This is a genomic window from Bradyrhizobium sp. USDA 4532, assembly GCF_024171315.1.
In the GTDB taxonomy this organism is placed as follows: Bacteria; Pseudomonadota; Alphaproteobacteria; order Rhizobiales; family Xanthobacteraceae; genus Bradyrhizobium; species Bradyrhizobium australafricanum.
In genome coordinates, this window is sequence record NZ_JALJZN010000001.1 from 7,268,773 (window position 1) to 7,295,460 (window position 26,688).

27 protein-coding genes are annotated in these 26,688 nt (G+C 64.5%); 13 read left to right on the forward strand and 14 right to left on the reverse strand.

Annotated features, from left to right (window positions below):
• Positions 1-15: 15 nt before the first annotated feature.
• Positions 16-1,059: a C-terminal binding protein gene (locus J2R76_RS33455; RefSeq protein ID WP_028340530.1), complete on the reverse strand. Its 1,044-nt coding sequence runs from the start codon at positions 1,057-1,059 to the stop codon at positions 16-18.
• 276 nt (positions 1,060-1,335) lie between these two features.
• On the opposite strand from J2R76_RS33455, the gene J2R76_RS33460 reads away from it, so the two are divergent.
• Positions 1,336-3,021, forward strand: a complete 1,686-nt coding sequence (locus J2R76_RS33460; protein WP_057015598.1) for a methyl-accepting chemotaxis protein — start codon at positions 1,336-1,338, stop codon at positions 3,019-3,021.
• 209 nt (positions 3,022-3,230) lie between these two features.
• Here J2R76_RS33460 and J2R76_RS33465 read toward each other — a convergent pair whose 3' ends face one another.
• Positions 3,231-4,202 (reverse strand): tripartite tricarboxylate transporter substrate binding protein, encoded by a 972-nt coding sequence (locus J2R76_RS33465; RefSeq protein ID WP_229160502.1) that lies wholly within the window; start codon positions 4,200-4,202, stop codon positions 3,231-3,233.
• A 265-nt stretch (positions 4,203-4,467) separates the two neighbouring features.
• Positions 4,468-4,851 (reverse strand): nuclear transport factor 2 family protein, encoded by a 384-nt coding sequence (locus tag J2R76_RS33470; RefSeq protein WP_076829947.1) that lies wholly within the window; start codon positions 4,849-4,851, stop codon positions 4,468-4,470.
• Between the two features lie 135 nt (positions 4,852-4,986).
• Here J2R76_RS33470 and J2R76_RS33475 point away from each other — a divergent pair, with 135 nt between their 5' ends.
• Both J2R76_RS33475 and J2R76_RS33480 read left to right on the forward strand, forming a co-directional pair.
• On the forward strand, positions 4,987-5,943 hold the full coding sequence (locus J2R76_RS33475) for a LysR family transcriptional regulator (protein ID WP_076829948.1): 957 nt from the start codon (positions 4,987-4,989) through the stop codon (positions 5,941-5,943).
• A 1,996-nt stretch (positions 5,944-7,939) separates the two neighbouring features.
• Entirely contained in the window at positions 7,940-8,467 is a 528-nt protein-coding gene (locus J2R76_RS33480; RefSeq protein WP_141342808.1) for a hypothetical protein, read from the forward strand.
• Between the two features lie 10 nt (positions 8,468-8,477).
• Here the strand turns inward: J2R76_RS33480 and J2R76_RS33485 are convergent, their stop codons facing one another.
• The 3 genes from J2R76_RS33485 to J2R76_RS33495 all read right to left on the reverse strand — a co-directional run bounded on the left by J2R76_RS33485 (position 8,478) and on the right by J2R76_RS33495 (position 10,927).
• Positions 8,478-8,711 (reverse strand): hypothetical protein, encoded by a 234-nt coding sequence (locus J2R76_RS33485; protein ID WP_057015605.1) that lies wholly within the window; start codon positions 8,709-8,711, stop codon positions 8,478-8,480.
• Positions 8,712-8,887: 176 nt separating this feature from the next.
• Positions 8,888-9,856, reverse strand: a complete 969-nt coding sequence (locus J2R76_RS33490; RefSeq protein ID WP_076829957.1) for a DMT family transporter — start codon at positions 9,854-9,856, stop codon at positions 8,888-8,890.
• Between the two features lie 225 nt (positions 9,857-10,081).
• Entirely contained in the window at positions 10,082-10,927 is an 846-nt protein-coding gene (locus J2R76_RS33495; protein ID WP_229192590.1) for a metal-dependent phosphohydrolase, read from the reverse strand.
• A gap of 129 nt (positions 10,928-11,056) precedes the next feature.
• Here J2R76_RS33495 and J2R76_RS33500 point away from each other — a divergent pair, with 129 nt between their 5' ends.
• Entirely contained in the window at positions 11,057-11,458 is a 402-nt protein-coding gene (locus J2R76_RS33500) for a DUF1330 domain-containing protein (RefSeq protein WP_253625433.1), read from the forward strand.
• Between the two features lie 121 nt (positions 11,459-11,579).
• Here the strand turns inward: J2R76_RS33500 and J2R76_RS33505 are convergent, their stop codons facing one another.
• Complete coding sequence (locus tag J2R76_RS33505) at positions 11,580-12,194, reverse strand: TetR/AcrR family transcriptional regulator (protein WP_253625434.1); 615 nt, start codon at positions 12,192-12,194, stop codon at positions 11,580-11,582.
• A 75-nt stretch (positions 12,195-12,269) separates the two neighbouring features.
• Between J2R76_RS33505 and J2R76_RS33510 the strand changes: the two genes are divergently transcribed.
• Positions 12,270-12,674, forward strand: a complete 405-nt coding sequence (locus J2R76_RS33510; RefSeq protein WP_057015609.1) for a hypothetical protein — start codon at positions 12,270-12,272, stop codon at positions 12,672-12,674.
• 205 nt (positions 12,675-12,879) lie between these two features.
• Here J2R76_RS33510 and J2R76_RS33515 read toward each other — a convergent pair whose 3' ends face one another.
• The 5 genes from J2R76_RS33515 to J2R76_RS33535 form a co-directional block, all read right to left on the reverse strand.
• Complete coding sequence (locus J2R76_RS33515) at positions 12,880-14,097, reverse strand: alpha-hydroxy acid oxidase (RefSeq protein ID WP_309143559.1); 1,218 nt, start codon at positions 14,095-14,097, stop codon at positions 12,880-12,882.
• 145 nt (positions 14,098-14,242) lie between these two features.
• Positions 14,243-15,052, reverse strand: coding sequence for an MlaD family protein (locus J2R76_RS33520; RefSeq protein WP_253589086.1), 810 nt, complete (start codon positions 15,050-15,052; stop codon positions 14,243-14,245).
• A gap of 257 nt (positions 15,053-15,309) precedes the next feature.
• Positions 15,310-16,239: a DMT family transporter gene (locus J2R76_RS33525; RefSeq protein WP_253625435.1), complete on the reverse strand. Its 930-nt coding sequence runs from the start codon at positions 16,237-16,239 to the stop codon at positions 15,310-15,312.
• A 214-nt stretch (positions 16,240-16,453) separates the two neighbouring features.
• Complete coding sequence (locus J2R76_RS33530) at positions 16,454-16,840, reverse strand: hypothetical protein (protein WP_253625436.1); 387 nt, start codon at positions 16,838-16,840, stop codon at positions 16,454-16,456.
• A gap of 402 nt (positions 16,841-17,242) precedes the next feature.
• Complete coding sequence (locus J2R76_RS33535; protein ID WP_016842683.1) at positions 17,243-18,016, reverse strand: LuxR family transcriptional regulator; 774 nt, start codon at positions 18,014-18,016, stop codon at positions 17,243-17,245.
• A gap of 81 nt (positions 18,017-18,097) precedes the next feature.
• On the opposite strand from J2R76_RS33535, the gene J2R76_RS33540 reads away from it, so the two are divergent.
• Genes J2R76_RS33540 through J2R76_RS33550 form a run of 3 tightly spaced genes read left to right on the forward strand, consistent with a single transcriptional unit; the run spans position 18,098 to position 20,335 of the window.
• A complete protein-coding gene (locus J2R76_RS33540; RefSeq protein WP_168857556.1) occupies positions 18,098-18,754 on the forward strand; it encodes an acyl-homoserine-lactone synthase in 657 nt (218 codons plus the stop codon).
• Positions 18,714-20,078, forward strand: coding sequence for a cytochrome P450 (locus J2R76_RS33545; protein ID WP_253589087.1), 1,365 nt, complete (start codon positions 18,714-18,716; stop codon positions 20,076-20,078). The genes J2R76_RS33540 and J2R76_RS33545 overlap by 41 nt, the downstream gene beginning before the upstream one ends.
• A 38-nt stretch (positions 20,079-20,116) precedes the next feature.
• Positions 20,117-20,335 carry a hypothetical protein gene (locus tag J2R76_RS33550; protein ID WP_016842680.1) on the forward strand — a complete coding sequence of 73 codons (219 nt, stop codon included), beginning with the start codon at positions 20,117-20,119 and terminating at the stop codon, positions 20,333-20,335.
• 69 nt (positions 20,336-20,404) lie between these two features.
• Here the strand turns inward: J2R76_RS33550 and ybaK are convergent, their stop codons facing one another.
• On the reverse strand, positions 20,405-20,887 hold the full coding sequence (gene ybaK / locus J2R76_RS33555; RefSeq protein WP_057015615.1) for a Cys-tRNA(Pro) deacylase: 483 nt from the start codon (positions 20,885-20,887) through the stop codon (positions 20,405-20,407).
• A 347-nt stretch (positions 20,888-21,234) separates the two neighbouring features.
• Here ybaK and J2R76_RS33560 point away from each other — a divergent pair, with 347 nt between their 5' ends.
• From J2R76_RS33560 to J2R76_RS33580, 5 genes are all read left to right on the forward strand, one after another.
• On the forward strand, positions 21,235-22,527 hold the full coding sequence (locus J2R76_RS33560; RefSeq protein WP_076829982.1) for an adenylosuccinate synthase: 1,293 nt from the start codon (positions 21,235-21,237) through the stop codon (positions 22,525-22,527).
• Positions 22,528-22,562: 35 nt separating this feature from the next.
• Positions 22,563-24,110, forward strand: coding sequence for a hypothetical protein (locus J2R76_RS33565; protein ID WP_253625437.1), 1,548 nt, complete (start codon positions 22,563-22,565; stop codon positions 24,108-24,110).
• A gap of 195 nt (positions 24,111-24,305) precedes the next feature.
• Positions 24,306-24,740 carry a DUF5413 family protein gene (locus J2R76_RS33570; protein WP_038382276.1) on the forward strand — a complete coding sequence of 145 codons (435 nt, stop codon included), beginning with the start codon at positions 24,306-24,308 and terminating at the stop codon, positions 24,738-24,740.
• Positions 24,741-25,115: 375 nt separating this feature from the next.
• Positions 25,116-25,484, forward strand: coding sequence for a Crp/Fnr family transcriptional regulator (locus tag J2R76_RS33575; RefSeq protein WP_024582951.1), 369 nt, complete (start codon positions 25,116-25,118; stop codon positions 25,482-25,484).
• Positions 25,485-25,577: 93 nt separating this feature from the next.
• Positions 25,578-26,138 (forward strand): DUF4112 domain-containing protein, encoded by a 561-nt coding sequence (locus J2R76_RS33580; protein ID WP_253625438.1) that lies wholly within the window; start codon positions 25,578-25,580, stop codon positions 26,136-26,138.
• A gap of 63 nt (positions 26,139-26,201) precedes the next feature.
• On the opposite strand, the gene J2R76_RS33585 is transcribed toward J2R76_RS33580, so the two are convergent.
• Positions 26,202-26,492, reverse strand: a complete 291-nt coding sequence (locus J2R76_RS33585) for a hypothetical protein (RefSeq protein WP_016844322.1) — start codon at positions 26,490-26,492, stop codon at positions 26,202-26,204.
• Between the last annotated feature and the right edge of the window lie 196 nt (positions 26,493-26,688).

Here is a 26,688-nt window from a genome sequence, read left to right on the forward strand (position 1 = left end):
AAACGCATTCCCGCCCTAGCTGTTCGGACCGCGATCCATGCTGACGGGCTGCCAGCGGCGCAACGCGGTGTTTTGCAGCACCGACGGGTTGACGCAGCTTACCGGCCACATGCCTTGCAGCACTAGTGACAATTCGTAGCCCACCCGGCGCTTGCGCGCCTCGTCAAAACGTGCCGACGCCGACGCGACATGGGCGGTCAAGGTAACATTGTCCATCCCGAGCATCGGATTGTTGTGCGACGGCGGCTCCTTTTCCAGCACGTCGAGCGCGGCGTGGGCGATCCAGCCCTCCTGCAGCGCCTTGATCAGCGATTCCTCGTCGACCGTGGCGCCGCGGCCGGTGTTGATGAAGATCGCCGACTTTTTCATCTGGCGAAAATGCTTCTCGGTCAGCATGTGGTGCACTTCGGGCCGCGCCGGGGCGTGCATCGAGACGAAATCCGACTGAGACAGCACCTCCGACAGCGTCGAGGGGATCACGCCGTGGTCGTACATCAGGGTTTCCTGGATGAAGGGATCGTAAGCCACCATCCTGAGGCCGAACGGCGCGGCGCGCTTGGCCACAGCGCGAGCGACCCGGCCGAACGAGATGAAGCCGAGCGTCTGGCCCATCAGCCGCGGAATCTTCAAAAGCGCCGGGCGGCCCTCGGCCCAGCGGCCGGTGCGCACCATCTTGTCCTGCTCGATCAGGCGGCGGAAGCCGGCGAGCAGCAGCATCATGGCGTGATCGGCGACCTCCTCGATGAAGGTGTCGGGGATGTTGGTGACAGGAATGCCGCGGGCGGTCGCGGCCTTGACGTCGACCGAGTCGACGCCGACGCTGCCGAGCGTGATCACCTTGCAGTTCTCGAGCGCGTCGATGACCGCCTTGGTGATCGGCATGCCCTTGGCGTAGATCGCGTCCGCGGTGCGTGCCGCCGCGATGAATTCGGCCTCGTTGGCCGGCGCCTCGACGATCTCGGCGCCGATCGGATCGAGCGCCTCGCGCTCATAATCGTAGCCGCCGCCGGCGACCGTGAAGCTCGCGCCCTTCGGCGTGACCACCCTGAATTTCGACATTGTCTGCTCCCGATGTGAGTCTGCTGTTCTTGCTTCTTGCTGGTTTGCTTCTTGATCTTGATTCTTCTTGCTTCTTGGAGCGCGGCTGGGTCGCCGCCTTCCCATGCTTGTACGCGAGCCGCGCTGTTCTCTCCACAATTGCCGGTTGGTCCGCGGCCTGATTCTCCGGGCTTCTACGGGGAACCTCCGTAACCATCAGGTAAAGGGTCTCACATTACGGTGCGCGGAATCAATCCGCCAATCGCGTCGCGTTCCCCGCCTCTTCTGGAGACCCCCGTGAAGCTGTCAAATCTGAAGATCACCCCCAAGCTCGGCATTCTGGTGGGGGTGACCCTCCTTGGCCTGTGCACGGCCGGCATCCTCGCCGGTCACCTGATGCAGCGGGAGATGATGAATGCGCGCATCGACCAGGCCAAGGCCATCGTCGAGATGGCGAAGAACATGGCGGCGGGCCTGAAGAAGGATGTCGACGCCGGCAAGCTGACCAAGGAAGCGGCACTGGCCGAGTTCGGCAAGCGCGCCAACACCCTGACCTACGACAACGGCGCCGGCTATCTGTTCGGCACCGACTACAGCGGCATCACGGTGCTGGCGCCCGATCCGAAGCAGGTCGGAACCAATCGCATGGACATCGTGACCAATGGTCGCAAGCTCTCGCAGGAACTGATGGACGGCGTGAAGGCCAAGGGCGAGATCCTGCTGTTCTATGATTATGTGAAGCCCGGCCAGGAGACGCCGATCCGCAAGCTCGGCTACGCCGTCGCGGTCCCCGGCTTCGATATGTATCTCGGCACCGGCGCCTATCTCGACGATATCGATGCCAAGATGCGGCCGATTGCCTGGCTGCTCGGCCTCGCGATCCTCGGCATCGGCATCGTTTCCGGCTCGGTCGCCTGGCTGATCGGCCGCAGCATCTCCCGTCCGCTCAACCTCCTCGGCGCTCGCATGCGCGACATCGCCGACGGCAAGCTCGACGGTGACATCCCCGGCGTCGGCCGCGGTGACGAGGTCGGCGGAATGGCGGCCACGGTTCAGGTCTTCAAGGACAACGCGGTTCGCATCCGCGGCCTGGAACAGGCCGAGGCCGAGACCAAAGCACGCGCGGAGGCCGAGCGCCGTGGTGCGATGGAGAATATCGCCAACGATTTCGAGCGCAGCGTGAACGGCATCGTCCGCACGGTGGCCTCCGCCGCCGCCGGCATGCAGACCACGGCGCAGTCGATGACCGCGACCGCAAGCGACGCCAGCGCGCGGGCCGCGACCGTCGGCGCTGCGTCCGACAGCGCCTCCAACAATGTCGGCACCGTCGCCGCTGCCGCCGAGGAGCTCTCCAGCTCGGTTGCGGAGATCTCCCGCCAGGTGGCGCGCTCCAGCGAGGTCGCGAGCCAGGCGGTGGCCGATGCCGAGCGCACCAACGCGACCGTGCAGGCGCTCTCCACCGGCGCCGAGAAGATCGGCGAGGTGGTCAAGCTGATTCACTCGATCGCAGCCCAAACCAACCTGCTCGCGCTCAACGCCACCATCGAGGCGGCACGCGCCGGCGAATCCGGCCGCGGTTTCGCGGTGGTCGCCTCCGAAGTGAAGGCGCTGGCCAACCAGACCGCGAAGGCGACCGAGGAGATCTCGGCGCAGGTCGCCGCGATGCAGGCGTCCACCGGCGAGGCGGTGACCTCGATCGGCGGCATCACAGCGACGATCGCGCAGATGAGCGAGATCACCGCCTCGATCTCGACCGCGATCGACCAGCAGGGCGATGCGACGCGCGAGATCGCGCGCAACATCCAGCAGGTCGCGGCCGGCTCGAGCGAGATCTCCGCCCATATCGGCGGCGTCACGTCAGCGGCCGCCGCCACCGGCACCGCGGCCGGCGACGTGCTGTCGAATGCCCGCGAGCTCGACACGCAATCGGGCATGCTGCGCAACGCGGTCGACGAGTTCCTGCAAAAGGTGCGCGCGGCGTAAGCGAGCCGCGTAGGGTGGGGTAGCGACGCTACGCCACCCTACGATTCCGCATCCCCCGTCATCCTGAGGAGCGCGCTCTTGCGCGCGTCTCGAAGGATGCACGGCCACCAGTGGGGCCGTCGATCCTTCGAGACGGCCGCGTTGCGGCCTCCTCAGGATGACGGAGTTGGCAGACTTCGTCGCGTCGCTTCGCTCGCAACGACCGGGGCCTACTGCTTCTCGATTCCGGCGTCGGCGATCAGCTTCTCCCACAGCACGAGCTGCTCCTTGAGGAATGCCTCAAACTCCTCGGGCGTGCCGGAGAATGCCTCCATGCCGCGCTCGGCGAGCTGGCTCTTGATGTCCGGCCGCTCGACGATCTTGCGGATCTCCGCATTCAGCCTGACCACGACGTCCTTCGGCATGTTGGCGGGGCCGAGATAGCCCTGCCAGGAGGTGATATCGAAGCCCTTCACGGTGTCGTCCATCGTCGGCAGGTCCGGCAGCAGTGCCGACTTCCGTTTGGTGGTGACGGCGAGCGGCTTCAGCACCTTGGCGTTGACGTGCGGCAGCCCGGTCGGCACGTCGATGAACATCATCGAGATGCGGCCGGCGATGACGTCGGTCAGTGCCGGCGGTGAGCTCTTGTAGGGCACATGCAGCAGGTCGATGCCGGCGAGGCGCGCGAAGGTCGCGCCGGAGACGCTCGCCGATGACGAGCCACTGGCGTAGCTGTACTTGCCCGGCTCCTTCTTGGCGAGCGCGATCAGCTCGGCGACCGAGTTCGCCGGGATGTCCGGATGGATCACCAGCATGAAGGGCAGGTCGCCGGTGCGCGCGATCGGCGTGAAATCCTTGATCGGATCGTAGTTCATGGTCTTGAGCAGATACGGATTGGCCGAGTGCGTCGTGTTCGTGGTGACGAACAGCGTGTAGCCGTCGGGGGCGGAGCGGGCGACATAGTTCGCCGCGATCGAGCCGTTGGCGCCGGCCCGGTTGTCGATCACCATGCCGACGCCGAGCGCAACGCCGAGCTCCTTGGAGATCAGCCGCGTCGTGGTGTCGGTGCCGCTGCCGGCGGCAAACGGCAGCACCAGCGTGATGTTGCGGGTGGGATAGGTCTGGGCAAGTGCCGCCCCGGATATCGCCGCAAGCGCGGCGGTGGCTGCGGCCGCCAGGCAGCAGTATCGTCTCAATCCCATGATCATGTCGTCGTCCCCCCGCGCAGGCCCTGAACAGGCCCATTGCGGCCGAAGCTAACCCGGCCGCCATGGCCGCGGAAGCCGTGCCGGGAGCAGCCTTTCGCCGCATGGCTACTCCCGGGCCTCGCAGGGGCGCGCTGCCAAAAATATCGAAAACAACCCCATGCAAAGGAGCCGGTGGCGGCCGGCGCTCGACCAGGCAGCTTGACACGTCGGGCAAATCAGTGTCATATTTCTAATATTCCGAAAGTCGGCCGTGAGTGCGTTACGATCCCGCCGGAAAGACCTGCGCGACGTGAAACGCCTTGGTGGTGATGAGCCACCGGCCGTCGATCCGATGAAACACCAGATGATCGATGAAGCCGGTTTGGCCGGCCCTGACGCGCACCTTGGCGATGGCCAGGTCGGACGCGGTCTGGTCGATGCTGATGATGGCCTCCTCGCGCGGCGATTTCATCGACGCCGGCGAGGGACGGCTGCGGATGAAGTCGCGGAATTCGGCGGCCGACCGCACCGTGTGCCTGCCGTCCCGGATGCCGTGCACGATGCAGGCATCGGAGAAGACGTCGCGGAACCGGCTATCGTCGACGTCGTACATCAGGTTGAAATATCCATCGATCGCGGATGCGATGGCCTGGATGTCGCTCATTGCAAAATCTCCTTGGCGGTTGATGTGGCGGTGACCGCACCGGATCGAACCGGTGATCTGCGCCGACAGTGGCCGATATGGCGGCGGAGTGCTACGACTGGGCGGTCATCTCTTGGATGACTGAAGGGCATCGGCATGGACGAAGTTGACGGTCGGCTGGTTGGCGGCCTGGTGGTCCTCGCGGCGCTGGCGGATGCGCGCAGTTTTGGCCGGGCCGCCGAACGGCTCGGCATGACGCAATCCGGGGTCAGCAAGGCGATCGCCAAGCTCGAGGCGCGCCTCGATGCCAGGTTGGTTCACCGCACGAGCCGCGCCGTCGAGCTCACCGAGGAAGGACGCGCGCTGTGCGAGCGGGTTGCTGCGCATCTGGCCGGGATCGGCGAAGCGGCGGCGGAGACCTCGAAATCGCGCGATGCGGTCCGCGGCAGGTTGCGGGTCAATGTCGACCCGCTGTTCTCCCGCATGGTGCTGTCGCCGAAGCTGAGCGAGTTCCTGCTGCAGAATCCAGGCATGGAGCTGCGTATCGAGACCCGCGACCGGATCGCGGATCTGGTCAGCGACGGTTTTGATCTGGCGGTGCGTTTCGGCGAGCCGGTGCCGTCGGCGCTGATTGCGCGCCGCGTGCTCGATGCGCGCGTGCTCACCGTGGCCTCGCCGATCTATCTCGAACGACACGGCCGGCCGCTTGATCCGCGCGAGCTGGCAAGCCGCGACCATCAGTGCATCCATGCAATCGATGCGGCGACCGGGCGTCCCTTCGATTGGGAGTTTCGGCGCGGCAACGAGGTCGTGCCGGTCGCGGTCAACGGGCGGCTCACCGTAACCGATTCAGGAACCAAGCTCGGCGCTTGCCTGGCCGGCTTCGGCATCGCGCAGGTGATCGATCTCGGCCTCGACGATCACCTGAGGAGCGGCGCGCTGATCGAGCTGTTTCCGGACTGGCCCGACGAGTGTTTTCCGCTCTACGTCTATTACGCCTCGCGTAACCACGTGCCGGCGAAGGTGAGGCGGTTTATCGACTTCATCACGGACACGCTGGCGGCAAAGCCATATTCGCCACGCAAATCCGCCGGCTTGCGCAAGGTCAGCTAGCCATCTCCTCGGCGTCTGCTAGAGCGGGATGGGTTTGGTTGGATTGGCTTGGCGCGCTCTCGGTTCACCTATCCCGTTGGGGAGAGGTCGGATTGCGCCTGGCGATGCGAAGCATCGTCCAGTGCAATCCGGGTGAGGGCTCTTGCTCTCTCGATAGATGGTGCTGTCCTAGCACGCAGCGCGGACCAGGACACCCCGACCGTTAAGCATCCGGACGATTTGTTTACCTTTGATTCACTCAAGTTAATTGACTGGCACACGCTTTGATTCGATCATTCCCGCACTGGGCAAGGCGGTTTCATTAAGGACAATTTTTTCAGGCCCAGAGGGGCTAGCCCGATTACCGACGCGGCGGCTCGGCAAGCAATGGAATGAGGAGCGGCCTCAGCATCACCTCCAAGGGTGCTGGGGCCGTTTCTTTTGCCGTTAGGCAGTTCGCTGACTTGCCTATGCGAATGCGGTGGCTCGGAACCGGGCGCAGACTGGGCGCCATGTTCAGGCTCAGTCACTACGATGGCGTCGAGTACACCTTTATGGCGTTGGCGGCGATATCGTTCGTAGCGCTCATCGTAGGCGTCGGCGTCCTGTTGTCGGCGTCCTGTTTATGTGATGAACCTGTCATCTCATGGATTGATCCAACCGCCTTGGCCTCAGCGTGTACCCCCTCGCCGGGGCCATTTCTTTGGATAGGAACGGCCGACGTGGATCCCGGTTACCGCAACGTCCATTGCTGACTACCTGCCCACAGCGCATGGACGAATCCACGGGAAATCGGCCCCAGCCAGTCGCCTCGCTGGGGCTGCTTCTTTGGAGCGCTCCCAAGAGCGCCCACCGTCGATTACGGTGAAGTTGCGCGTTACGCGCAAAGTGAAAGAGGCCATCAAACTGGGGCGGTCTCGATCTCAAACAAATAGAACGATGGCAACCAGAGCGATGGGGCTCAGCCCCAACGCTACAATGCTCGCCCTATAAAGTAGCTCACTAGTCATGATACAACCCCTGCGTGGGGTTGAAATCTAGCTCGGGATGACTGGCGACCGAAGTGCAGTTTGTGCCACTGCTAGGAAATTAATCGTGCGCTGGATGAGAATAGGCCGCCAGCTGAGGCGGTCTTACTTGCCGTATGCCCGCGACGGTCATTTGCACGCCGAACACCGCGCGGCTTGTTCGGCATCGGTTTGATGGCGGTCCACTCGTAGTCGCTGAGTTCGCCGCGCATGCTCCGAGGCTCCGGTTTTCGGAGCTTGAATCACGTCTCGGGCAGCGCCATCAACTGGCAACGCCCCGTGCCGTGTCGCTAATGCTCTGAATTGACTTCCGCTTTCGGCGGCACAGCGGACTGGGCCGGACTTGCTACTGGCTCGACCCGGTCGCGGATGACCCGCAACGGACTTTAGGAACGCCCCGGGCCGATAGGAACAATCCATTCCGCATGGCTTTTACGTGCGATGGACGATCTGCTCAAGCGCGCCGACCGCGCTATTGAGGATAGCTATCGCGTCAAGGAAGAAGCGATAGAGCACCTTATACGGGCCCAAAGGGTAGCCCGGGAGGTGAGAGCTACTATCGTTCGTGCCGAAAGCGCTAGGTCCCGCTATCGTCAGCTTGGGCTGGAAACGGCTGAGAGGCAGGGCGCGTTTCAGGAAAATCCTGCGGGTACCTCACCTTCCGATCAGCGGGACTGAAGCCCAATAGTCGTCGCGCGGATATTTGGTCCAGCAGGCGTTTATGCGCTGCAGAAACAGCCTCCGCCAGCTGTCTGGAACGCTGTATAGCGGCGTCGGCACGCGCGAACAGTGTCTCAAGGTCCTGTGCCATGCCAGATAACGCGGGGGGGGGGGGGCGCCGTTCCGGCGAAGGCGCCTCAAGTGAACTGCCGCCCGCTTCGCTGTATTCAGTGCCCTAATTCCAGTAAAGTGCCCTTGTCGTCGGCGGCGGTTCCGCGTCCCCCCGACTGGGGCCGGTCGCGCTTCCGCCTACGACAGGGAGCGCCGGGATGGTGTTGCCAGGTTTCCGCTTTTTCCGTCTCTCGTCGCTCGACAGAGAGCACGACGCTCGTCACCTGGCGTCGGGACGCGCAGCCATTGCGCTGGGCCGCAAAGTGCTTTCGGAAAATCCTCGACCAAACATTCCAAAAACCAAGCAGCGCGAGATCAAAAAACCATTACCTCAGCAGCCTCACGGCTTTCGGATGCAAGCAGCTATCGATAGAAAAAGGAAGGCGCAGGAGCGGCGCTCTTTTGAGCGGCAACAGCTATCTATTGCCAATAAACACGTAGCGAAGGCTGAATGCGTGATCAGGGAGCAAGTGGCCTTGATCGAGAACCTACGATGCAGCGGCCAAGACACGAAGCTCGCGGAGGAAACGTTGCGGGTATTCGAGGCCAATCTACAGGTAATGCAAGAACACCGCGAGCTTATCGTTAGGGCCATCGAGGAGACCGAGGAAGGGCTTCAAGGCAACCTTGTTAGTTGGCCAGCTCCCGCATGGGGAAAACAGGGAGCCGATTCGGCCGAACCGTAACGTCCGGTGATCAAGCCAGCCCCTCGTCGATCTGCTCAATCGTTTTGACAATTATCGCTCGATGCTCACGCAGCGTCTTTAGATTGTGCTCAAAGCCCGTGAGCATCTCCTCCGCAACTTTGGTGTCGTGACCTTCCGCCCGCAAATTATCAAGTAAAAGTCGTTGCTTCGTGATGTGTTGCTCGGCGGTCGCGATATGCCTGTCGGACTGCGCAAGGTGTTCGACTTCGGCTTGTCGATCCATGTTTTAGCTCCACGACGCCCATCTTCAAACGCGTCCACGGAGATGTCGTTCCTTTGGGCGGTACGTCAAAATGTACCGAAGTTGCCTATTGGCCCATCGCGTCATTTAGCTGCGCTGCAGAATTTGGTCGCTATCGGTGCTATAGCAGACTTTGGCAAGCTGTCCGCCCGGCAGATTTATGGGTTCACGGCCTCGCGCTTCGCCGACGTCTTGGCCGATCCTTGCCGCGAGGCGATGATGACGCCGGCGAGCACCAGCGCGTAGCCGATCAGATGGAACGGCGCGAGCGTCTCGCCGAGCAGCAGGATCGCCATCGCCGAGCCGAACACCGGCACCAGATGGAAGAACGGCGCGGCGCGGTTCGGACCGATCAGCGCGACGCCGCGGTTGAAGAACAGATAGGCGAGCGTGGACGGGAAGATCAGCACATAGGCGAGCGTTGCGCCGGTCAGCAAGTCGAACTTCAGCGTCACGCCGTTGGCGAACTCCCAGGCCGCCACCGGCAGCAGCATCAGCGCACCGCAGCAGGTGGTGAACGAGATCAGCGAGAGCTGGTGGATTTTCGGCCGCCGCGGGATCAGCGCCGAATAGAGTCCGAACGACACCAGCGAGGCGCCGAACATGATGTCGCCACGGTTGAAGCTGATGCCGGCGAGCGCGGAGAAGTCGCCGCGCAGGATGATGGTCAGCACGCCGGCCAGCGAGATCGCGATGCCGGCCAGCTGCGCCGGCGTCAGCCGCACGCCGAACAGGATCAGTGACCACAGCGCCACGAACAGCGGCCCCGCCGACTGGATCAAGAGCGCGTTGAGCGCCTCGGTATACTGCATCGCCCAGTAGGAGATCGCGTTGTTGAAGGCGAAGCCGACCGCGGACAGCAGCAGCATCAGCGGCAGGGCGCCGCGCAGCTTCGGCCAGTCCAGCTTCAGATGCGGCCAGGCGAACGGCAACAGGATCAGGAAGACGCCGAACCAGCGGATCGTGGTCAGCGTGACCGGCGGCACATGGCTGCCGACATGCCGCGCCAGCACGATGTTGGCGGCCCAGAACAGCGATGTCAGGCTGAGCAGCAGATAGGGCTGGTTATTGAGCCAGCTGAGCGGCGAGCGGCGTGGGGTTGTGGCAGGTGCGGGCAAGGCGGTCATTATCGGGCGGATGTTGTGCCCGAATCCGGCGCCGCGACAAGACGAAAGAGCGGATTGGAGCCATGCGCGGGCGCTCAATCTGACGCGGAAGCCACACTGCCGCGGAATAACAGAACCCGTCATCCTGAGAGACCGTGAATGAATGCCTCTCGATGCCGCAACATACTCGATGTCGTCCCGGCGAAAGCCGGGACGACGAGCGGAGAGATTGCGCTGCATCCCTGCCTATTTCTGCGGCCCCGACAGCGAGATGTCGCGCTCGGCGCGAAACACGTTGCTGTAGAGATTGGCGATCCATTGCCGTCCGCTCGAGGTGATGTTGAGGTAGCGGATCGCCTTCTGCACATGCGGTGCGACGCTGTCCCAGTAGAACCGCGGATAGCGGTCGACGAGATCGGCCGGCGAATCGTAGCCGAGCTGGCGGTTCAGTCCGGCCTCCTCGAATTCGATGTACAGCGCGTTGGCCTTGCGGATGTAGTGGGGATCGCCGAGCTGGCCGATCAGGTCGGCCGCGCGCAGCAGGGTGGCCTCTTCGCCGAAATCCTCATCGTCATCAGGCGCGCTCAGCGGAAAGCGGGTGCCTTCGATGGCACGCACGATGCGCTCCTTGTCGAGCAGGGTGACGCCCTTGAGCCGCTCCATCACGAAGATCTTGGAGCGGTCGACGTGGTAGGACATCAGCGCCGCATCCGACGAGCCGCGCGGCAGGATGATCTTGCGGCCGTCGGCCTCGACCAGATAGCCGTCCTGGCCGTCGGCCTCGAACAGCCCGCGCACATAGCCGATGTCATGGGTGAGGCAGGCGATGATGACATGGGCATAGTCTTCGGCGCTCATATGCGAGTGCAGCGCGCGGCCGCGCAGGATGTCGTGGCCGGCCAGCGTCACCAGCATGGTGTGCTCGACATTGTGATAGAGCGCGTCGCTGTTGCCGATGCATTCGAGCGCGATCCGGGCGATCGAGGGCACCATTTCCACCAGCTGGGTCTGCGAAGAGCCGAACCGGCGCTGCATGTACTCGCCGAGGAACTTGCCGAGCGCGTCGGCCGCTAGTTCTGGAAGGGTCATCACGGCCTTGACCTCCGAGAGCTGACCTGAGCTTACGGCTCGGCGGTATTTCAGGCTAGTCCCGCGATGTGACATAATCGTTGCGGCCGGACCGATGTGGCGGGAGTGACGGGCTTTGGGCGGGAGCGGGTGATGGGTGTCGATCTCTTGAACGTCAAAGGCCTGAACGAGCTGGACCGCGAGGCGCCGGTCGTGATGGTCAATCTGATGCGGTTTCGCGCGCGGTCGCTCGACGGCGACGGCTCGGGCTGGGATGCCTATTTGCGCTACAGCGCGCTCACCGTCCCGATGATCAAGGCGCGCGGCGGCACGCTGTTGTGGACCGGCAGCGCCGAGACTGTCGCCCTCGGCGAGCCGGCCGGCCAGCGCTGGGATTATCTCGCGCTGGTCTACTACCCGAGCGTCGCCGCCTTCATCGACATGATGACCTCGGCCGACTACGAAGACCGCTGCGACCCGCATCGCCGCAACGGCTGCGAGGAGCACGTCATCATCGCGACGCGCGAGGCCTACAGCAAGTTCAAGATGGGGTAGCCGACGAGCCGGCTCCCATCCCGTCATTGCGAGCGTAGCGAAGCAATCCATTTCACCGCGTAGTGGAGCGATGGATTGCTTCGTCGCTAACGCTCCTCGCAATGACGGTTGACAGTGACCCTCAGGATGATGGGTTTGCGAGCGGCTGCAGCGCCGCGTGGCAGGCGCTCTGCACGACACGGCAGACATCATCGCTCGACCGCCCCGCGCTCAGCGATGCGAAGGTCGGATAGCTCGTCAGCGCGAAGATCAGGTCGACGGCGTCGCTGCGGGCTTGCTGTGACGCGCCCTTGCCCGCGATGCGGTCGATCAATCCGGTGACGCCGCGGCGGCGGCGCTCGTTGCGCTCGCGCACGGCTTCGGCGAATTCGGGATCGGTCGCCATCGCGTCGTGCAGCCGGCCGACCGCGGAATCCCGGCTCCAGAATCCGCAGAAGATCTCGACCATCCGGTCGAGCGCGGCGCGCGGATCGGCCATCGTCATGGCGTCGGCGAGCTGGTGCAGCCCGCCATGGCGCGCGATCTCGTCGAACACCGCCTCGAGCAGCCCGCGCCGCGAGCCGAACTGGTTGTAGACCGTCAGCCGGGTCACGCCGGCCGCCTTGGCCACCGTATCGAGCGAGAAGCGCGCGATGCTCTCGTCGCGCAATGTGCGCGAGGCGGCCTCGATCACGCGCTCGCGGGTCTCGGCGGCGGCAGCGCTGCGCGCCGGGCTCACATAGCTGCGCGGCGGCATCGGTTTGCCTTGCTTTCGTCAGATTGACTATACATTATGTATATCTAATTTCCAATGCCCATCCGGAGCGACATCATGCAGACCGCCCTGATCATAGCGCTGTCCCTTCACGTCCTGTCATCGGTGTTTTGGGCCGGCTCGAGCTTCACCCTGGCGCGCACCGGCGGCCTCGGCGGCGAAAAGCTGCTGTTTCCGCAAATCGGCGCCGCGACGGTCGCGATCGTGACCGGCGGCACGCTCTGGCGCCTGGTCCACGAAGGCTCGTTCGGGCTGTCGGAGCAGATTCTGGCGGGCGGCGCGATCGCGGCGCTGGCCGCGATCGCCGTGCAGGTCATCGTCGGCGGCGGCGCGGTCCGGCAGCTGCGCAGCAGCGCGGGCGATACCTCAGCCGCGCGCTCGCGCCTGGCGGTCGCCCAGCGCATCGCCGCCGCCCTGCTCGCGATCACCGCGCTGTGCATGGGCGCGGCGCGCTATGCGTGAGCCTGGAGCCTTTCCCGTTCCGGTAGAATCGCAACGGGGCTCTAAAGCGCGATGAGATTGGGTTGAATCATCATCGCGCTTTAGCTCCTTGTATGAGCATGATCTTTTCGGAAAACCGCTTCGCACTTTTCCGGATCATGCTTTGGACTCTTGTTGTGACGCGTTTTCTTCACGCGAACCGGTATCCACTTCGCTCGAAAACGCTCTAGAACTTCCGCACCAGGTCCGGGGTGATCTCCTTCAGGCTGCGGATGCCGAGCAGCGCGAGATCGCGGTCGATCTCGGCATGCAGCAGCGAGATCGCGCGCGCCACGCCGGCCTCGCCGGCGACCACGGCGGCATAGAGGAACGGCCGCCCGACCCAGACGAAATCCGCACCGAGCGCCAGCGCCTTGATCACGTCGGTGCCGCGGCGGATGCCGCCGTCGACCATCACGGTCATGTTGCCCTTCTGCGCCGCGATCTCCGGCAGCGTGCGCAAGCCGGAGACGGTGTAGTCGAGCTGGCGGCCGCCATGGTTGGAGACCATGACGCCGTCGCAGCCATGCTCGCGCGCCAGCCGGGCGTCTTCCGGCGAGATCAGTCCTTTGACCACGAGCTTGCCGCGCCAGCGCTTGCGGATCAGCTCGACATGCTTCCAGGCCAGCTGGTCGCGGCTGCCGATGTTGCGCATCAAATTCTTGGACAGCACCGGCGGGCCCTGCTTGGCGTCCATGTTCTCGAAATGCGGCATGCCGTGGTTGAACACGGTGCGCGCCCAGGTGTTGAGCAGCCAGTCGGGATGGGTGATGGTGTCCCAGAACACCCGCGGCGTGATCTCGAGCGGCACCTGGAAGCCGTTGCGGATATTGTTCTCGCGGTTGGGCGGCACCGGCACGTCGGCGGTGACGACGAAGGTGTCGTAGCCGGCGGCGGCGACACGGTCGACCAGCGGCTCGATCCGCTCGGGAAGGCCGGCGAGATAGGCCTGGTACCAGGCCGAAGGATTGGCGGCGCGAACGTCCTCCAGCGTGATCAGCGAGGAGGCCGACAGGATCATCGGGATGTTGGCGGCAGAAGCGGCGCGCGTCAGCACGATGTCGCCGCGATAGGCGCAAAGCGCGGACGAGCCCATCGGCGGAATGCCGAACGGCGAGGCGTAGCTCTTGCCGAACAGCGTCGTGGTCTGGTCGCGGCCGGAGACGTCCTGCAGCACCCGCGGCACGAAGCCGTATTCCTCGAACGCCCGGCGATTGTCGGTGCGGGCCATATCGGTCTCGGCGCCGCCCGAGATGTAGCCGTAGAGGAATTTCGGCAGCAGCCGGCGCGCCTGCGGCTCGAAATCGTCGAGCGTGAGATAGCGCCGCAGATGCCGGGGTACGGCGGGTGCAGCGCGGTTGACGGTTACGGCAGGCGGAGAGGGGGCTGCGGTCCGGTCGTGCACGTTGAGCGTTTCCGTTGTTCTTGGTTCTTGGTCGGAAGGCCAGACTAGAGCATGATCCGGAAAAGTGGATACCGGTTTTCCGAAAAGATCATGCTCAAACAAAGAGATGAGATCATGATGCGATTCCATGGAAACGCATCATGATCTAGCGCCTGCCGGCGGGCCCGACAAATTTCTCGTTGAACTTGTTGACGGACTGGCTGACGTCGCTGAGCGTCTTGCGGGTCTCGGCGATCATGGCGCCGGATTTCTTGTCGAAGCTCTGGATCAACTCGCGCAGCGAGATCACGGTCGGCAGCAGCTCGCCGCCATATTTGTCGCTGCCGAAGCTTTTCAGGAACTTGTCGGCCGAGTTCATCTTGGCGTCGACCGCGCTGATGCCGTCGTCGGCGGCGTCGATGAAGCCGGCGATCAGCTCGCCATTGCCGGACAGCGAGTTGGTGAAGTTCTCGAGCCCGAGCAGCGAGTCCTTGATGTCGGCCTCGTTCTCGCTGATGACGCGGTCGACATTGCGCAGCGCGACCCGCAGCTTCTCCTGGATCCCCATCGTGCCTTCGGCGTCGGCCGTCAGTTCGGGAATGCCGTCGGCGCCGAGCGTCGGCGGCGGCGCATCGTCGGTGCCGCCGGTGAAGGAGATCGAGGCGATCCCGGTCAGGCCCTGGAATTCGAGGCCGGCCTGGGTATCCTTCTTGATCGGGGCGTTGCCTTCGATCCGCGTCATCGCCACCACGCGGTGCCGGTCGAGCCTGATCGAGACCACCTCGCCGATCCGCACGCCGGCGAAGTTGACGCTGCCGCCGCGGCGCAGGCCGGAGGCCGAGCCCTCGAAGATGACGCGGAACGGCACCATCCGCTTGATGCCGGCATAGCGCTGATAGCCGAGCCAGCCGCCGAGCGAGCCGGCGACCAGGGCCAGCGTCAGGGTGCCGATCAAGAGATTGCTGGCGCGCGCCATGCGTAAAACCCGTCTGCGAAGCAGACCTCAAGAGATAGCGGATTTGCCGCCGATAGTCACCGCGGGCTTTCCTTACCTCGCCCCGCTTGCGGGGTCGAGACGAGCGAAGCTCGCTCTTAGAGGTCGGATCGCATGCAGCGCAGCGGAATGCGGTCCGGGTGAGGGGAGTCTCCGCGCATTCGTCTCTCGCCGTCCTCGCGGAGCGAGCCCCTCACCCCAACCCTCTCCCCGTAAGAACGGGGAGAGGGAGAGGAGAATTACGCGCTCTGCTTCCGCGATGCCGCGAACACGCCGGCCAGCACCAGCGCGAAGCCGATGAAGTGGAAGGCCTGCGGATGCTCGCCGATGAACACGATCGACATGATGGTGCCGAACACCGGAACCATGTGGAAGAACGGTGCGGCCCGGTTGGCGCCGATCAGCTGCACACCGCGGTTGAAGCACAGATAGGCCAGTGTCGAGGGGAACACCGCGACATAGAACAGCGACAGCAGATTGTTGATCGTGAGCTGCATCACCGGGCGCGCGCCGAGTTCCCAGATGTAGAGCGGGATCAGGACCAGCGCGCCGCAGCCGAAGGTGAAGGCGGCGACCGACAGGCCGTGGATCTTGGGCCGCTTCAGGGTCAGCACCGAATACAGCGCGAAGATCACCAATGCGACGATGAAGATCAGATCGCCCTTGTTGAACTCGATCTTCGACAGCGTCGTGAGATCACCGTGCAGCAGGATCACCAGCACGCCGGCGAGCGACAGCAGCACGCCGAACAATTGCGCCAGCGTCAGCCGTGCGCCGAGCAGGATCAGCGACCACAGCGCGACCACCAGCGGTGCCGCGGATTGCAGCAGCAGCGTGTTGAGCGCCTGGGTGTGCTCGAGCGCCCAGTATTGCAGCGTGTTGAAGGCGCTGATGCCGGTGATCGACATCAGCACCATGATGCCGAGATTGTTGCGGATCACCGGCCAGTCGCGGACGAGGTGCTTCCAGGCAAACGGCAGGATGATCAGGAATGCCGCCGACCAGCGCAGGAACGACAGCGTCACCGGCGGAATGTGGCCGGCGGCGAGGCGGCCGACGATCGCATTGCCGGCCCAGCACGTCGCGGTGATGCAGAGCAGCAGATGGGGCTGGTTGGCGATCCAGGAGCCGGCCGCAGGCGTTGATGTGGTGGAATCGGAGGCAGACATGAAGAGGGCCCGGGTTCACGACGCCGCGGCCTGCCCGGCTGGCACCGCCGGGCCGGTATGGATCTCCCCGGCTCGGATCACAGACACGGATTTCGTCATTCCATCAATGGGGATAGACGCATCGCGACCATGCGCGAAGACCCCTTCACCAAGGCTGACGGCGCCTGGCCGGGCCAGCCCCGCGCCGGTCGCGCAGGGGATCGAACATTTGGTCCTAGCCGGTCTCCGGCGGCGTGGTCTGGCGCTTGACGATCTGCTCGGCGAGCTCGATCAGGATCCGCTTGGTGTCGGGGTCCTGCACGTCGCGAAACACCCGCAGCATGCGCAGTTCGAGCAGGGACTGCAGCGATTCCGCTGTCTGGCCGGCCTGCGCCGGCGCTGCCGTGACCGGCCGGCGATTGAGGATGTCGGCGGCGATTCCGAGCATCTCGGCGACCGTCGCCAGGCGACCGGTATCGATCTTCACCGTGCCGTCGACGCCGTTCTTTTGCAGAGAGGCCCCTGCGCACAGGATCTCGGCGAGATCCGCCTGTGACAGCCCGATTGCGCGCCAGCGCGCCTGCACCAATTGGTCGATCTGGTCGTCCTGTGATGTGCTCATGATGCGTTCAGACCATCTCCAGCTAGGTCCGTGGACAGCATTTCCGCTACAAAAGTTGGTAGCAAATGAACCGGCGGTTCGTCGCGATGGGACTTCTACGGATCATCGGCTGGACAACGGGTCCTGCCGTACCGGGCAACGTGCAGGATGATCGGCGCCTCGACGCCGGCCGGGCAGTCGCGCCGGACGGGCACCGGAGTGCGCACCCTGGTCTGGGATGCTCGCATCAGCGTCATCCGGCCACGGCCCTTATTATCAAGACCGTGCGCGAATGCAATCAGGGGGCGATCGGGAAGATGAACCCAACCGGATGTGTGACCGCGCCACATATCGCGGTGTCTGGTCCTGGCAGGGCGATGCGGTCGGCATGGCGGCAGCCCCGCCATGGCTGCGCGGCGCCGCTCACAAATCGATGATTCCGAGCGCGATGCTCTTGGCCACCCCATGGGTCTTGTTGGATGCCTCGAGCTTGCGCAGCGCCTGCTTGATGAAGCCTTCCACCGTCTCCGGCGAAATGCCGAGGATCTGCGCGGTGTCGGCCACGGTCTTGCCGCGCGCCGCCCAGGCGATCACTTCCTTCTCCCGCCCGGTGAGCTTGATGGTTTCGGCGGCGTCCGCGGGCTTGAGGATGGTCGGCGCGTTGCGCTGGTCGCGGTTGACGATGTCCATCGCCCGCTGCACCCAATAGATCATCAACAGATGCAGTTCATGGCGATGGCAGACGAACAGCTTGTCGAAGTCGCGCGGCTCGTCTTCCCAGAAGAACACCGTCGAGCTCGAATGCACCGCGCCGAGCCGGTCGCGATAGTGGAAGGGAACGACGAAGCCGTCCTTGAATCCGAACTCCCGGGCGGCATCCATCGTCTTGACCTCGGGCGGTCGCTTGCGTCCGCTGCGCTCCGGCAGCTTCAGGCTGCTCCAGCTGAACGGCGTGTTGGTGCGTCGTGACCGCGCCAGCGCCGGATCGGCATGAACGAACTCGTTCTGCACATACGCCCGCTTCCAGGCATCGGGAAATGTGCCGATATGATAGGGCAGATCAAGGTCGGGCCGGCCGGCATCGACAAAGGCAAAGCCCGAGAAGCCGTAATTCTGGACAACGCGATGCAATGACGAGCTGAGCTCGTCGATGGTATCCGACGCCTCGATGGTCGAAATCGCGTCTACCAGGCCCATTGACGAAAACCCCCGGTTTTAGGGGGTACCACAGTTAACCCCTTTTGTTCCAGATGTTCCCGCATTTGGAGGAAGGGACAAATGCTTCATTCATTGGACGGCTACCACGCCCTCATTACCAGGGAAGAGCTTGATCCGGCGCATGTCGGGGCGATGTTGCGGCTGCGCAAGCGCCTGTTCGTCGACCATTGCGGCTGGCTTCTGACCACGGTCGGGGATGTCGAACGCGATCAGTTCGACTGCTGGTATACCGAGCACTGCCTGTTGTTCTCCGGCGTCGAGCTCGTCGGCGGTTTCCGGGCTATCCGCACCGATTATCCCTATCTCACCAAGTCGGTCTTCCCGCAGCTTGCGCTGCGTCGCTTTCCGACCAGCCGCGACGCCTGGGAGATCAGCCGTTTCGGCGTGCTGCCGAACGTTGCGAGGTCGCAGGCCGCACGCGTGAACTACGCGCTGATGTTCCGCTTCGCCGAGCTGCGCGGAGCGAAGGCGCTCGTCGCGTTGGCCGACCTCTCCTATGAGCGTTTTCTCACCCGTATGGACATCCGCACCCGCCGCTACGGCCCGCCGCAGGTGATCGGCAATGATCGCATGGGGCGCCCGCTGACGGCGCTCGCCGGAGAAATCCCGCTCGGTCTCGCCGCCAATCCCGGCCTGACCAAATTCCTCGACCTTGGACGGCAATTGGAGATCCACGATGCTTCACATGTTCTCGGACGTTCGAGCATTCCAGCGTGATCCGCTGCGTCTGCTGCTGACGCGCGGCAACGAGTCCGCGCTGGGGCTGGTGCCGTTGCAGCTCGGTCCTGCGCCGGTGTTCCTGGTGAACGATCCCGATCTGCTGCGCCCGATCCTCAAGGCGCCGGAGACCGACATCGGAAAGGGCAAGCTGATCAAGAAGCTGACGCCGGTGCTCGGCCGCAGCTCGCTGATGCTGAGCGGCGAGGAGCACAAGCGGCGGCGAGCGGTGCTGCAGAAGCACATGGCCAAGGGCAGCGTCGAGAAATTCCTGCCGCATATGTGCGCCGAGATCCGCGCGGTCGGCGCCAGCCTGGCGCGGCTCGGATCGTTCGATCCGCACCATGTCACCGCGATGCTGGCGCTGCGGACGATCTGCGTCGCGATCTTCGGCTCCCAGGTGATGTCGTCCGGCGACGAGGAAGCCCTGGTTCAGGCGGTGGGCGCGATCGAGGACGATCTTGCGGAAGAGATGTTCCGCGCGTTGCCGTTCGGTCCGGTGGCCTGGTATCGGCGGCGCAAGAACCGGATCTGCGCCAAGCTTGCGATGTCGACAGTGGTGCAGCGCCTTCGCCGCAAGGCCGGCTCGAGCAGCGCGCTGCGCGATCTCGAGGCGCTCGGCCTGACCGATCGCGATCTCGAGGACGAGATCCTGACATTGCTGCTGGCCGGCCATCACACCACGGGTTCGACCGCGGCGTGGATGTTCTACCAGATGGCCGCCGATCCCGCCCTGATGGACGAGATTGCCGACGAGGCGGCGGAGTGCCTCGGCGACGACGGCGAGCTGCGGCTCGACGCGGTGAAGCGCGCCAATCTGAGCGCGACGCTGGTCAAGGAGGTCTGCCGGCTCTACCCCAGCGCCTGGTGGTTCTCGCGCGAGGTGATGCAGCCGGTGACGATCGGCGGGCGCGATCTCAAGGTCGGCACCTCGCTGTTGATCTGCCCCTGGCAGCTGCAGCGCGATGGCAGGCATTTCGAGGATCCGGACCGCTTCCTGCTGACGCGGCGCTACAACACCGACGCCTACATCCCGTTCGGCGCCGGCCCGCGCGCCTGCGCCGGGATGGGGGTTGCGATGCTCGAGCTGCAACTGCTCGCGCTCGAGATCGCCGCGGCCTATCGCTTCACCGGCGTCAGCCCGAATCCGGCGCCATGGCCGAAAGCCTCGGTGACGCTGATTCCCCCGCCGATGACCATCGACATCGAAATCCGCGAGATGCGCCCGCGCATCCCGCATCTCGGCGACGAAGCCGAGCATCTGCCGTACATCCCAACCGTGGGTGCGGCGTCCATCAGCACACTACAATCGGTATCCCAATGACAACTCAGCTAACAACGGCCAGCGCCGGGCAAAGGGCCATGGATCAAGTGCAAGTGCGCAGTTTGCGCGACGTCATCGCTGTCTTGATCGAGCAGCGCAGCATCGTGAGGGCGGCCGGCGCAAGCTTCGCCGCGCATCTGCTCGACCTCGCGATCATGCAGCTGCGGCTCAACGTCAACGATATTACGGCGGAGGAATTATCCGGTCTGTCCGACTTCGTCGGAGCGGAGTTTATGAGGGACAAATCCTCGCATTGATCGCGGCGACCGGTCTTCGGATCGGTCTTGCGTAGGATCCGTCTTGCGCAGGCTCAGCCTTGCGCAGGATCAGTCTTGCGTCGCCACCAGCGCCTTCATCGTGGCGCCGGCGGCAAGCGCGGCATCGTTCGGATCGATCTCGATCTGCAGGCCGCGCTGGCCGCCATTGACGAAGACCGTGACGTGGGTGAGGGCGGTCTCGTCGATCGCGGTCGGCACCTTCTTCTTCTGGCCGAACGGGCTGATGCCGCCGACATGGTAGCCGGTCAGCCGCTCGGCATCGGCCGGGCGCATCATCCTGGCCGACTTGCCGCCGAAAGCGGCGGCAAGTTTCTTCATGCTGACCTCGCAGTCGGACGGCACCACGGCGCAGACCGGCTTGCCGTCGACCTCCGCCATCAGCGTCTTGAGCATGCGATTCGGGTCGACGCCGAGCGCCTCGGCCGCCTGCAGCCCGATGCTCTCGGCGCTGGAATCGTAGACATAGGTGTGAAGCTTGAAGGCAATGCCGAGCTTGCGCAGCGCCATCGTCGCTTGGGTGGAATTGGGCATGGACCCTGCCGGTTAATCTAGGTGAATGATCGCCGTAATAGGAGCTGCGATCAATCCACAGCAGGTCCGGCGTCACGTTGCCGTAACATTAAATTCCCGCCAGCCCGGCGCGGCCGGGCGCAGCATGGAATTTAATGGGGATATCAAAGGGTTGTAGGTCGTCTAAAAGGCGTAAACGAGCCCCTTCTTGCTTGCGCAGCCGAGCCGCTTCCTTTATCCGGTAGGCGCCTTGCGTGCGCGCGGCCGTGCGCCGCGATTTAGGCTGGGCATATCAATGCAGGTCGCTGTGGGCGGACGCGTTTTCGCCGCGATCATGGTCTGAAACACCTGAAGGGAACATCTTCGCAATGGCCAATGTTGTCGTCGTCGGCGCCCAATGGGGTGACGAAGGGAAGGGCAAGATCGTCGACTGGCTGTCGGAACAGGCCGACATCGTCGTGCGCTTCCAGGGCGGCCACAATGCCGGCCATACGCTCGTGATCAATGGCGAGACCTACAAGCTGGCGTTGCTGCCCTCCGGCGTGCTGCGGGCGAACAAGCTCGCGGTGATCGGCAATGGCGTGGTGTTCGATCCGCAGGCCTTCCTCGACGAAGTCGCCAAGCTGAAGGGGCAGGGCGTGGCGGTCGGACCGGACAATCTGCGGATCGCCGAGAACGTCACGCTGATCCTGCCGCTGCATCGCGAGCTCGACGCCTTGCGCGAATCGTCCAACGCCATCACCTCGATCGGCACCACCCGCCGCGGCATCGGCCCGGCCTATGAGGACAAGGTCGGCCGCCGCGCCATCCGTCTGATGGACCTCGCCGACCTCGACACCCTGCCGCACAAGATCGAACGCCTGCTGGCGCATCACAATGCGCTGCGCCGCGGCCTCAACCTCGCGGAGATCGACGGCAAGAGCATCCTGAGCGAGCTGTCGGCGATGGCGCCGAAGCTGCTGCCCTATGCCGAGACGGTGTGGCGGCTGCTGGACCTCAAGCGCCGCGAGGGCAAGCGCATCCTGTTCGAGGGCGCCCAGGGCGCGCTGCTCGATGTCGACCACGGCACCTATCCCTATGTGACGTCGTCCAACACGGTGGCGGCGCAGGCCGCGACGGGCACCGGCCTCGGCCCGGGCGCGGTCGGCTATGTGCTGGGCATCTGCAAGGCCTACACCACCCGGGTCGGCCAGGGTCCGTTCCCGACCGAGCTGAACGACGAGATCGGCGAGGAAATCGGCCGTCGCGGCAAGGAATTCGGCGTCAATACCGGGCGCAAGCGCCGGGTCGGCTGGTTCGATGCCATGCTGGTGCGACAGACTGTCCGCACCTGCGGAATTGCCGGGCTGGCGCTGACCAAGCTCGATATTCTCGACGGGTTCGACAGCATCAAGGTCTGCATCGGCTATAAGCTCGACGGCAAGGAGATCGACCATCTGCCGGCGGGTGAGGGCGCGCAGGCCCGGGTCGAGCCGATCTATGAGATCATCGAGGGCTGGAAACAGCCGACGGCCAATGCGCGGTCCTGGGCGGACCTGCCGGCCCAGGCCATCAAGTACGTTCGCCGGGTCGAGGAACTGGTGGGGTGTCCGATCGCCCTGCTGTCCACCAGCCCGGAACGTGAAGATACTATTCTGGTACAGAATCCGTTCGAGGCTTAACGGGATATTACCTATATCCCTCCAATTGTGTGGAAATGGCTGACTACTACCCGCTGATCGCCCGCGCCATCGCCGGATTGGACCCCAACGCCCCCGGCGAAGCTCGCCGTGCGCTGTATGCGCGGGCGCGAACGGCGTTGATCCAGCAGCTCCGCGGCGTGCAGCCGCCGCTCTCCGAGTCCGAGATCACCCGCGAACGGCTGTCGCTGGAAGAGGCGGTTCGCAAGGTCGAGTCCGAGGCCGCGCAGCGCGCCCGCGAGGCCTCCCGCCCCGGCGGTGCTGCCGCTGTCCGCGGCAGCCGCGCCAATGCCCGGCCGCCCGAGCCCGGTCCCGCCGACACTGCCGCACGCCCGCGGCCCCCGGCCGACCCCCGTCCGCCGCGCAATCCGCGCCCCGACACGCCGCCGCCGGCCCCGCCGCGGCCGCAGAACCCGCCCGGTCCCGAGACCCAGGCGCCGCCGGTCCGGCCGGGCCCGCCCCGCCGCGGTCCGGAAGGCGCGCCGCCGCCGGTGCCGCCGGCCGCGCCGGGCGTGCGCGGCTTCCGCGACATCACCGCCGATGCTGACGATCTCGGCCGTGCCGCGGCGCAAGCCAGCCGCAACGCGCGCAAGACCTACGCCAACGTGCCGTCGCCCTCGCCGGAATTCGATCGGCTCGAGCCGAGCCTTGAGAATCGCGGCGGCGATCCCGAGGCGCCGTATTCCTACGACGAGTCGATCGAGGAGGCCGAGCGCTACACCCCGCAGCCGCCGCAAGGTCCGCCGCCGCAGCGGTCGCGGGCCGGCAACGGCGAGCGCGAGCCGAAGAAGCCGCCGCGCGTCGGCTCGATGTTCCCGTTCAAGACCGCGATCGTGATCGGCATCCTGCTGATCCTGGTCGGCACCGGCATCCTGTTCCGGCAGCAGGCCATGACCCTCGTCAGCAGCCTGCTCAAATCCTCGGCCCCGGTCGAGGCGCCGAAGGATGCCGCGTCGACGCCTGCGAGCAAGAAGATCACCGACCGCGTCGGCCAGCCCTCGTCGTCGGGCGAGACGGTCGCCCCGGTGGCGCAGCGCGTGGTGCTGTATGACGAGGATCCGTCGGATCCGAAGGGCAAGCAGTATGTCGGTTCGGTGGTCTGGCGCACCGAGCAGGTCAAGGGATCGGGCAACCAGAAGCCCGACATCGCCGTGCGCGCCGACATCGACATCCCCGATCGCAAGTTCAAGATGACGATGTCGTTCCGCCGCAACACCGATTCATCGCTGCCGGCGAGCCATACCGCGGAATTGACCTTCATCCTGCCGCAGGACTTCGCCAATGGCGGCGTCGGCAACGTGCCGGGCATCCTGATGAAGTCGAACGAGCAGGCGCGCGGCACGCCGCTGGCCGGGCTCGCGGTCAAGGTCACCGACGGCTTCTTCCTGGTCGGCCTCTCCAATGTCGACGCCGACCGCTCGCGCAATCTGCAACTCTTGAAGGAGCGCTCGTGGTTCGACGTGCCGCTGGTCTACACCAACCAGCGCCGCGCCATCATCGCGATCGAAAAGGGCGCCCCCGGCGAGCGAGCCTTCAACGAGGCGTTCGCGGCGTGGGGTGAGTAGCGGCCTTAGCTCGCCCCGGTCGCCAGCAATGTCGTCGCCCGGCTTCGTCCGGGCGATTCCGTATCGCAGCAAGATCAGCGGCTGTTGCAGCGCATCGACGTGCAGAGCTCCGGAACATCGCCGCGACTTTCGATTTTTCCCTAGAACCGTCGCGCGACCGCGTTACACTTGGTTGACGTCGGGCAAGGGCACGCCATGAAACGCTATCTGATCTTCGCAGCCATCGGGCCGTTCATCGGCGGCTTCCTGCTGCTGCTCATGACCACCTATCAGTCCGGCTACTGGACCGAGACCAGTGGCGGCGAGGTGACCAAGCTGCTCGTCGTGTTCGTGAAGTCGCTGCAATACAATTATCTGTTCGGTATCGTGCCGTCGCTGATGTTCGGTGCGATCGACGACATCCTGATGCATGTGAAGCGGATCGCGCCGGTGGTGCGGATGCTGCTCGTTGGTGCGGTGGCGTTCGTCGGCGCGGCGTTGACCTACGCCTCGCACGGCTCCGAAAGCGGCGCGGTGCAGTTCATCCTGTACGGAATGGTCGGCTTCATCCCGGGCGTGATCACGTCCTGGCTGGCGCACAAATATGCCGAAGAGCTGCACGCGCCGGCGCAGCCGGCTTCCCAGCATTAAGGCAGGTGCTCAGTACCAAGGGAAAAGCAGAAGTCGCGTTCGGCGCTTCTGACCCAACCGCGAAATGAGCACGTCGCGATCGGACAAGGGCCGCGCTCAACGCCCGGCGCGGAATAGATCGCCCCTTGCAGCAATCGTATCAGCGCGCGAGACGCCGGAGGTCCGGCTACCTTCACACAACTGTCATATCATCGTCATGCAAACGTAGTCCCAATGTCATGTCCGCGTTCGTTCTCGCGACCCGCGGCCGCCCGGGGCAGTGGCGATGCCGATCCCGGGCCTGCTCTATTCTGTGTTCGCGCATTTATTTCAGCCGTCGCTGCAGACGACCGGGACGTACCGATCTGCGTCCGGATTCGGGGAAAGGAATTTCGAGTGGCAGATGCAAGCTTCAGCCTTCTGACGGGCAACAGTATCGAAACGCGCCTGGTCCGAGCCGGCGGCATTATTTTTCGCGAGGGCGAGCAGGCCAACGAGCTCTTCGTGATCAAGAGCGGCTACGTGCGCATTCAGGTCGGCAACAAGACGATGGCGGATCTGGCGCCCGACACGATCTTTGGCGAGATGGCGTTGATCGACAATGAGCCAAGGAGCGCGACCGCCACGGCGCTCACGGACGTCGAGCTCGTCCCGGTCTCGGAAAAACAGTTTCTCTTCCTCGTGAGCCAGACGCCGCATTTTGCCCTGAAGGTGATGAGGACGCTGGCGCAGCGGCTCAGAACGATGAACAAGGGCGTCTACTGAAGCGAGCACGGCAGAGCCTCGAGGTAACAGGCCTTGAAGGTGACACAGTGGTAATGTGACGCAACTTGAACCGCCTGCCTGCGTTACCATGTGATGGCCATGCCCCAAGACGACATCTTCACGCCCCACGCCGCGCGATCGCGGCCGCCCTTTGGCGGCGCGCAGGCGCGCGGCAAGGTCATCGACCAGGATGGGCGCGAACTCGCCGATGGCCCGCTGCATCCGCAGTTCCAAGGTTTTCAGGGAGCCTTTCAGGAAGGCTTCCAGTTCGACTTCCGCAACTCCACCGCCAACCCGTTCGGCAATCTGACTCGCGAGCAGCGGCTGCAGCGGCTGGAGACGATCGCAAAGTTGCTCGACGTCGCCTTCATCGTGCCGGGCACCAATGTGCGCTACGGCATCGACGGGCTGATCGGCCTGATCCCGGTGGTCGGCGATATCATCACCACCGCGATCTCGCTATGGCTGGTGCGCGAGGCCCGGTTGCTGGGCGCGCCCTGGCACATCACTGCGCGGATGCTCGCCAACGTCGCCGTCGACGGCGTGATCGGCATGGTGCCGGTGGCGGGCGATGCCTTCGACGTCATGTTCCGCGCCAATATCCGCAATGTGCGGATGCTGCGGCGCTGGCTCGACAAGCAGCCGAGATTGTGACCCTCAAAAACAAAAGCCCCCGGAACGATCCGAGGGCTTTTCGTTGAGCGAAGAGCAGAAAGCTTATGCGGCGTCAGCGTCGGTCTGGCTGGCGGCCGGGCGCGGACGACGCGGCAGCGGAAAAGCCTCGCTCTCATAGAGCGAGCGGATGCCGTTCTGGTCGAAACGGGCTTCCTCGACCTGGAGATAGGCGCCGTTCAGCGAGTCCGCCGGCAGCTGCTCCATCGCGAACTGCACGGCCTCGGCAGCGGTGCCGAAACGGCGGTAGGCGAAACCCGCCCGCTTCTTCTTGCGGATCGCGGCGGGGAACAGTTCGGCGGATGTGTTATAGTTGAACGGACGCAGGGGACGCATGGTCGACGACCTCTTGTGTTCTTTTCAGTTGGCGTTGCGAAAGGGATTTTGGGGGACGGCGGCCTATTATCGGCGGCGCGCCGTACATGTCATTTCGACCCCTAATATAGGCCTCTTTGACAAAAATGCGACCCCAGAAGAGCCCCTGACAGGGCACATGCTGAATCCGCGCATAGCACCGGCACCAGCCAGATAA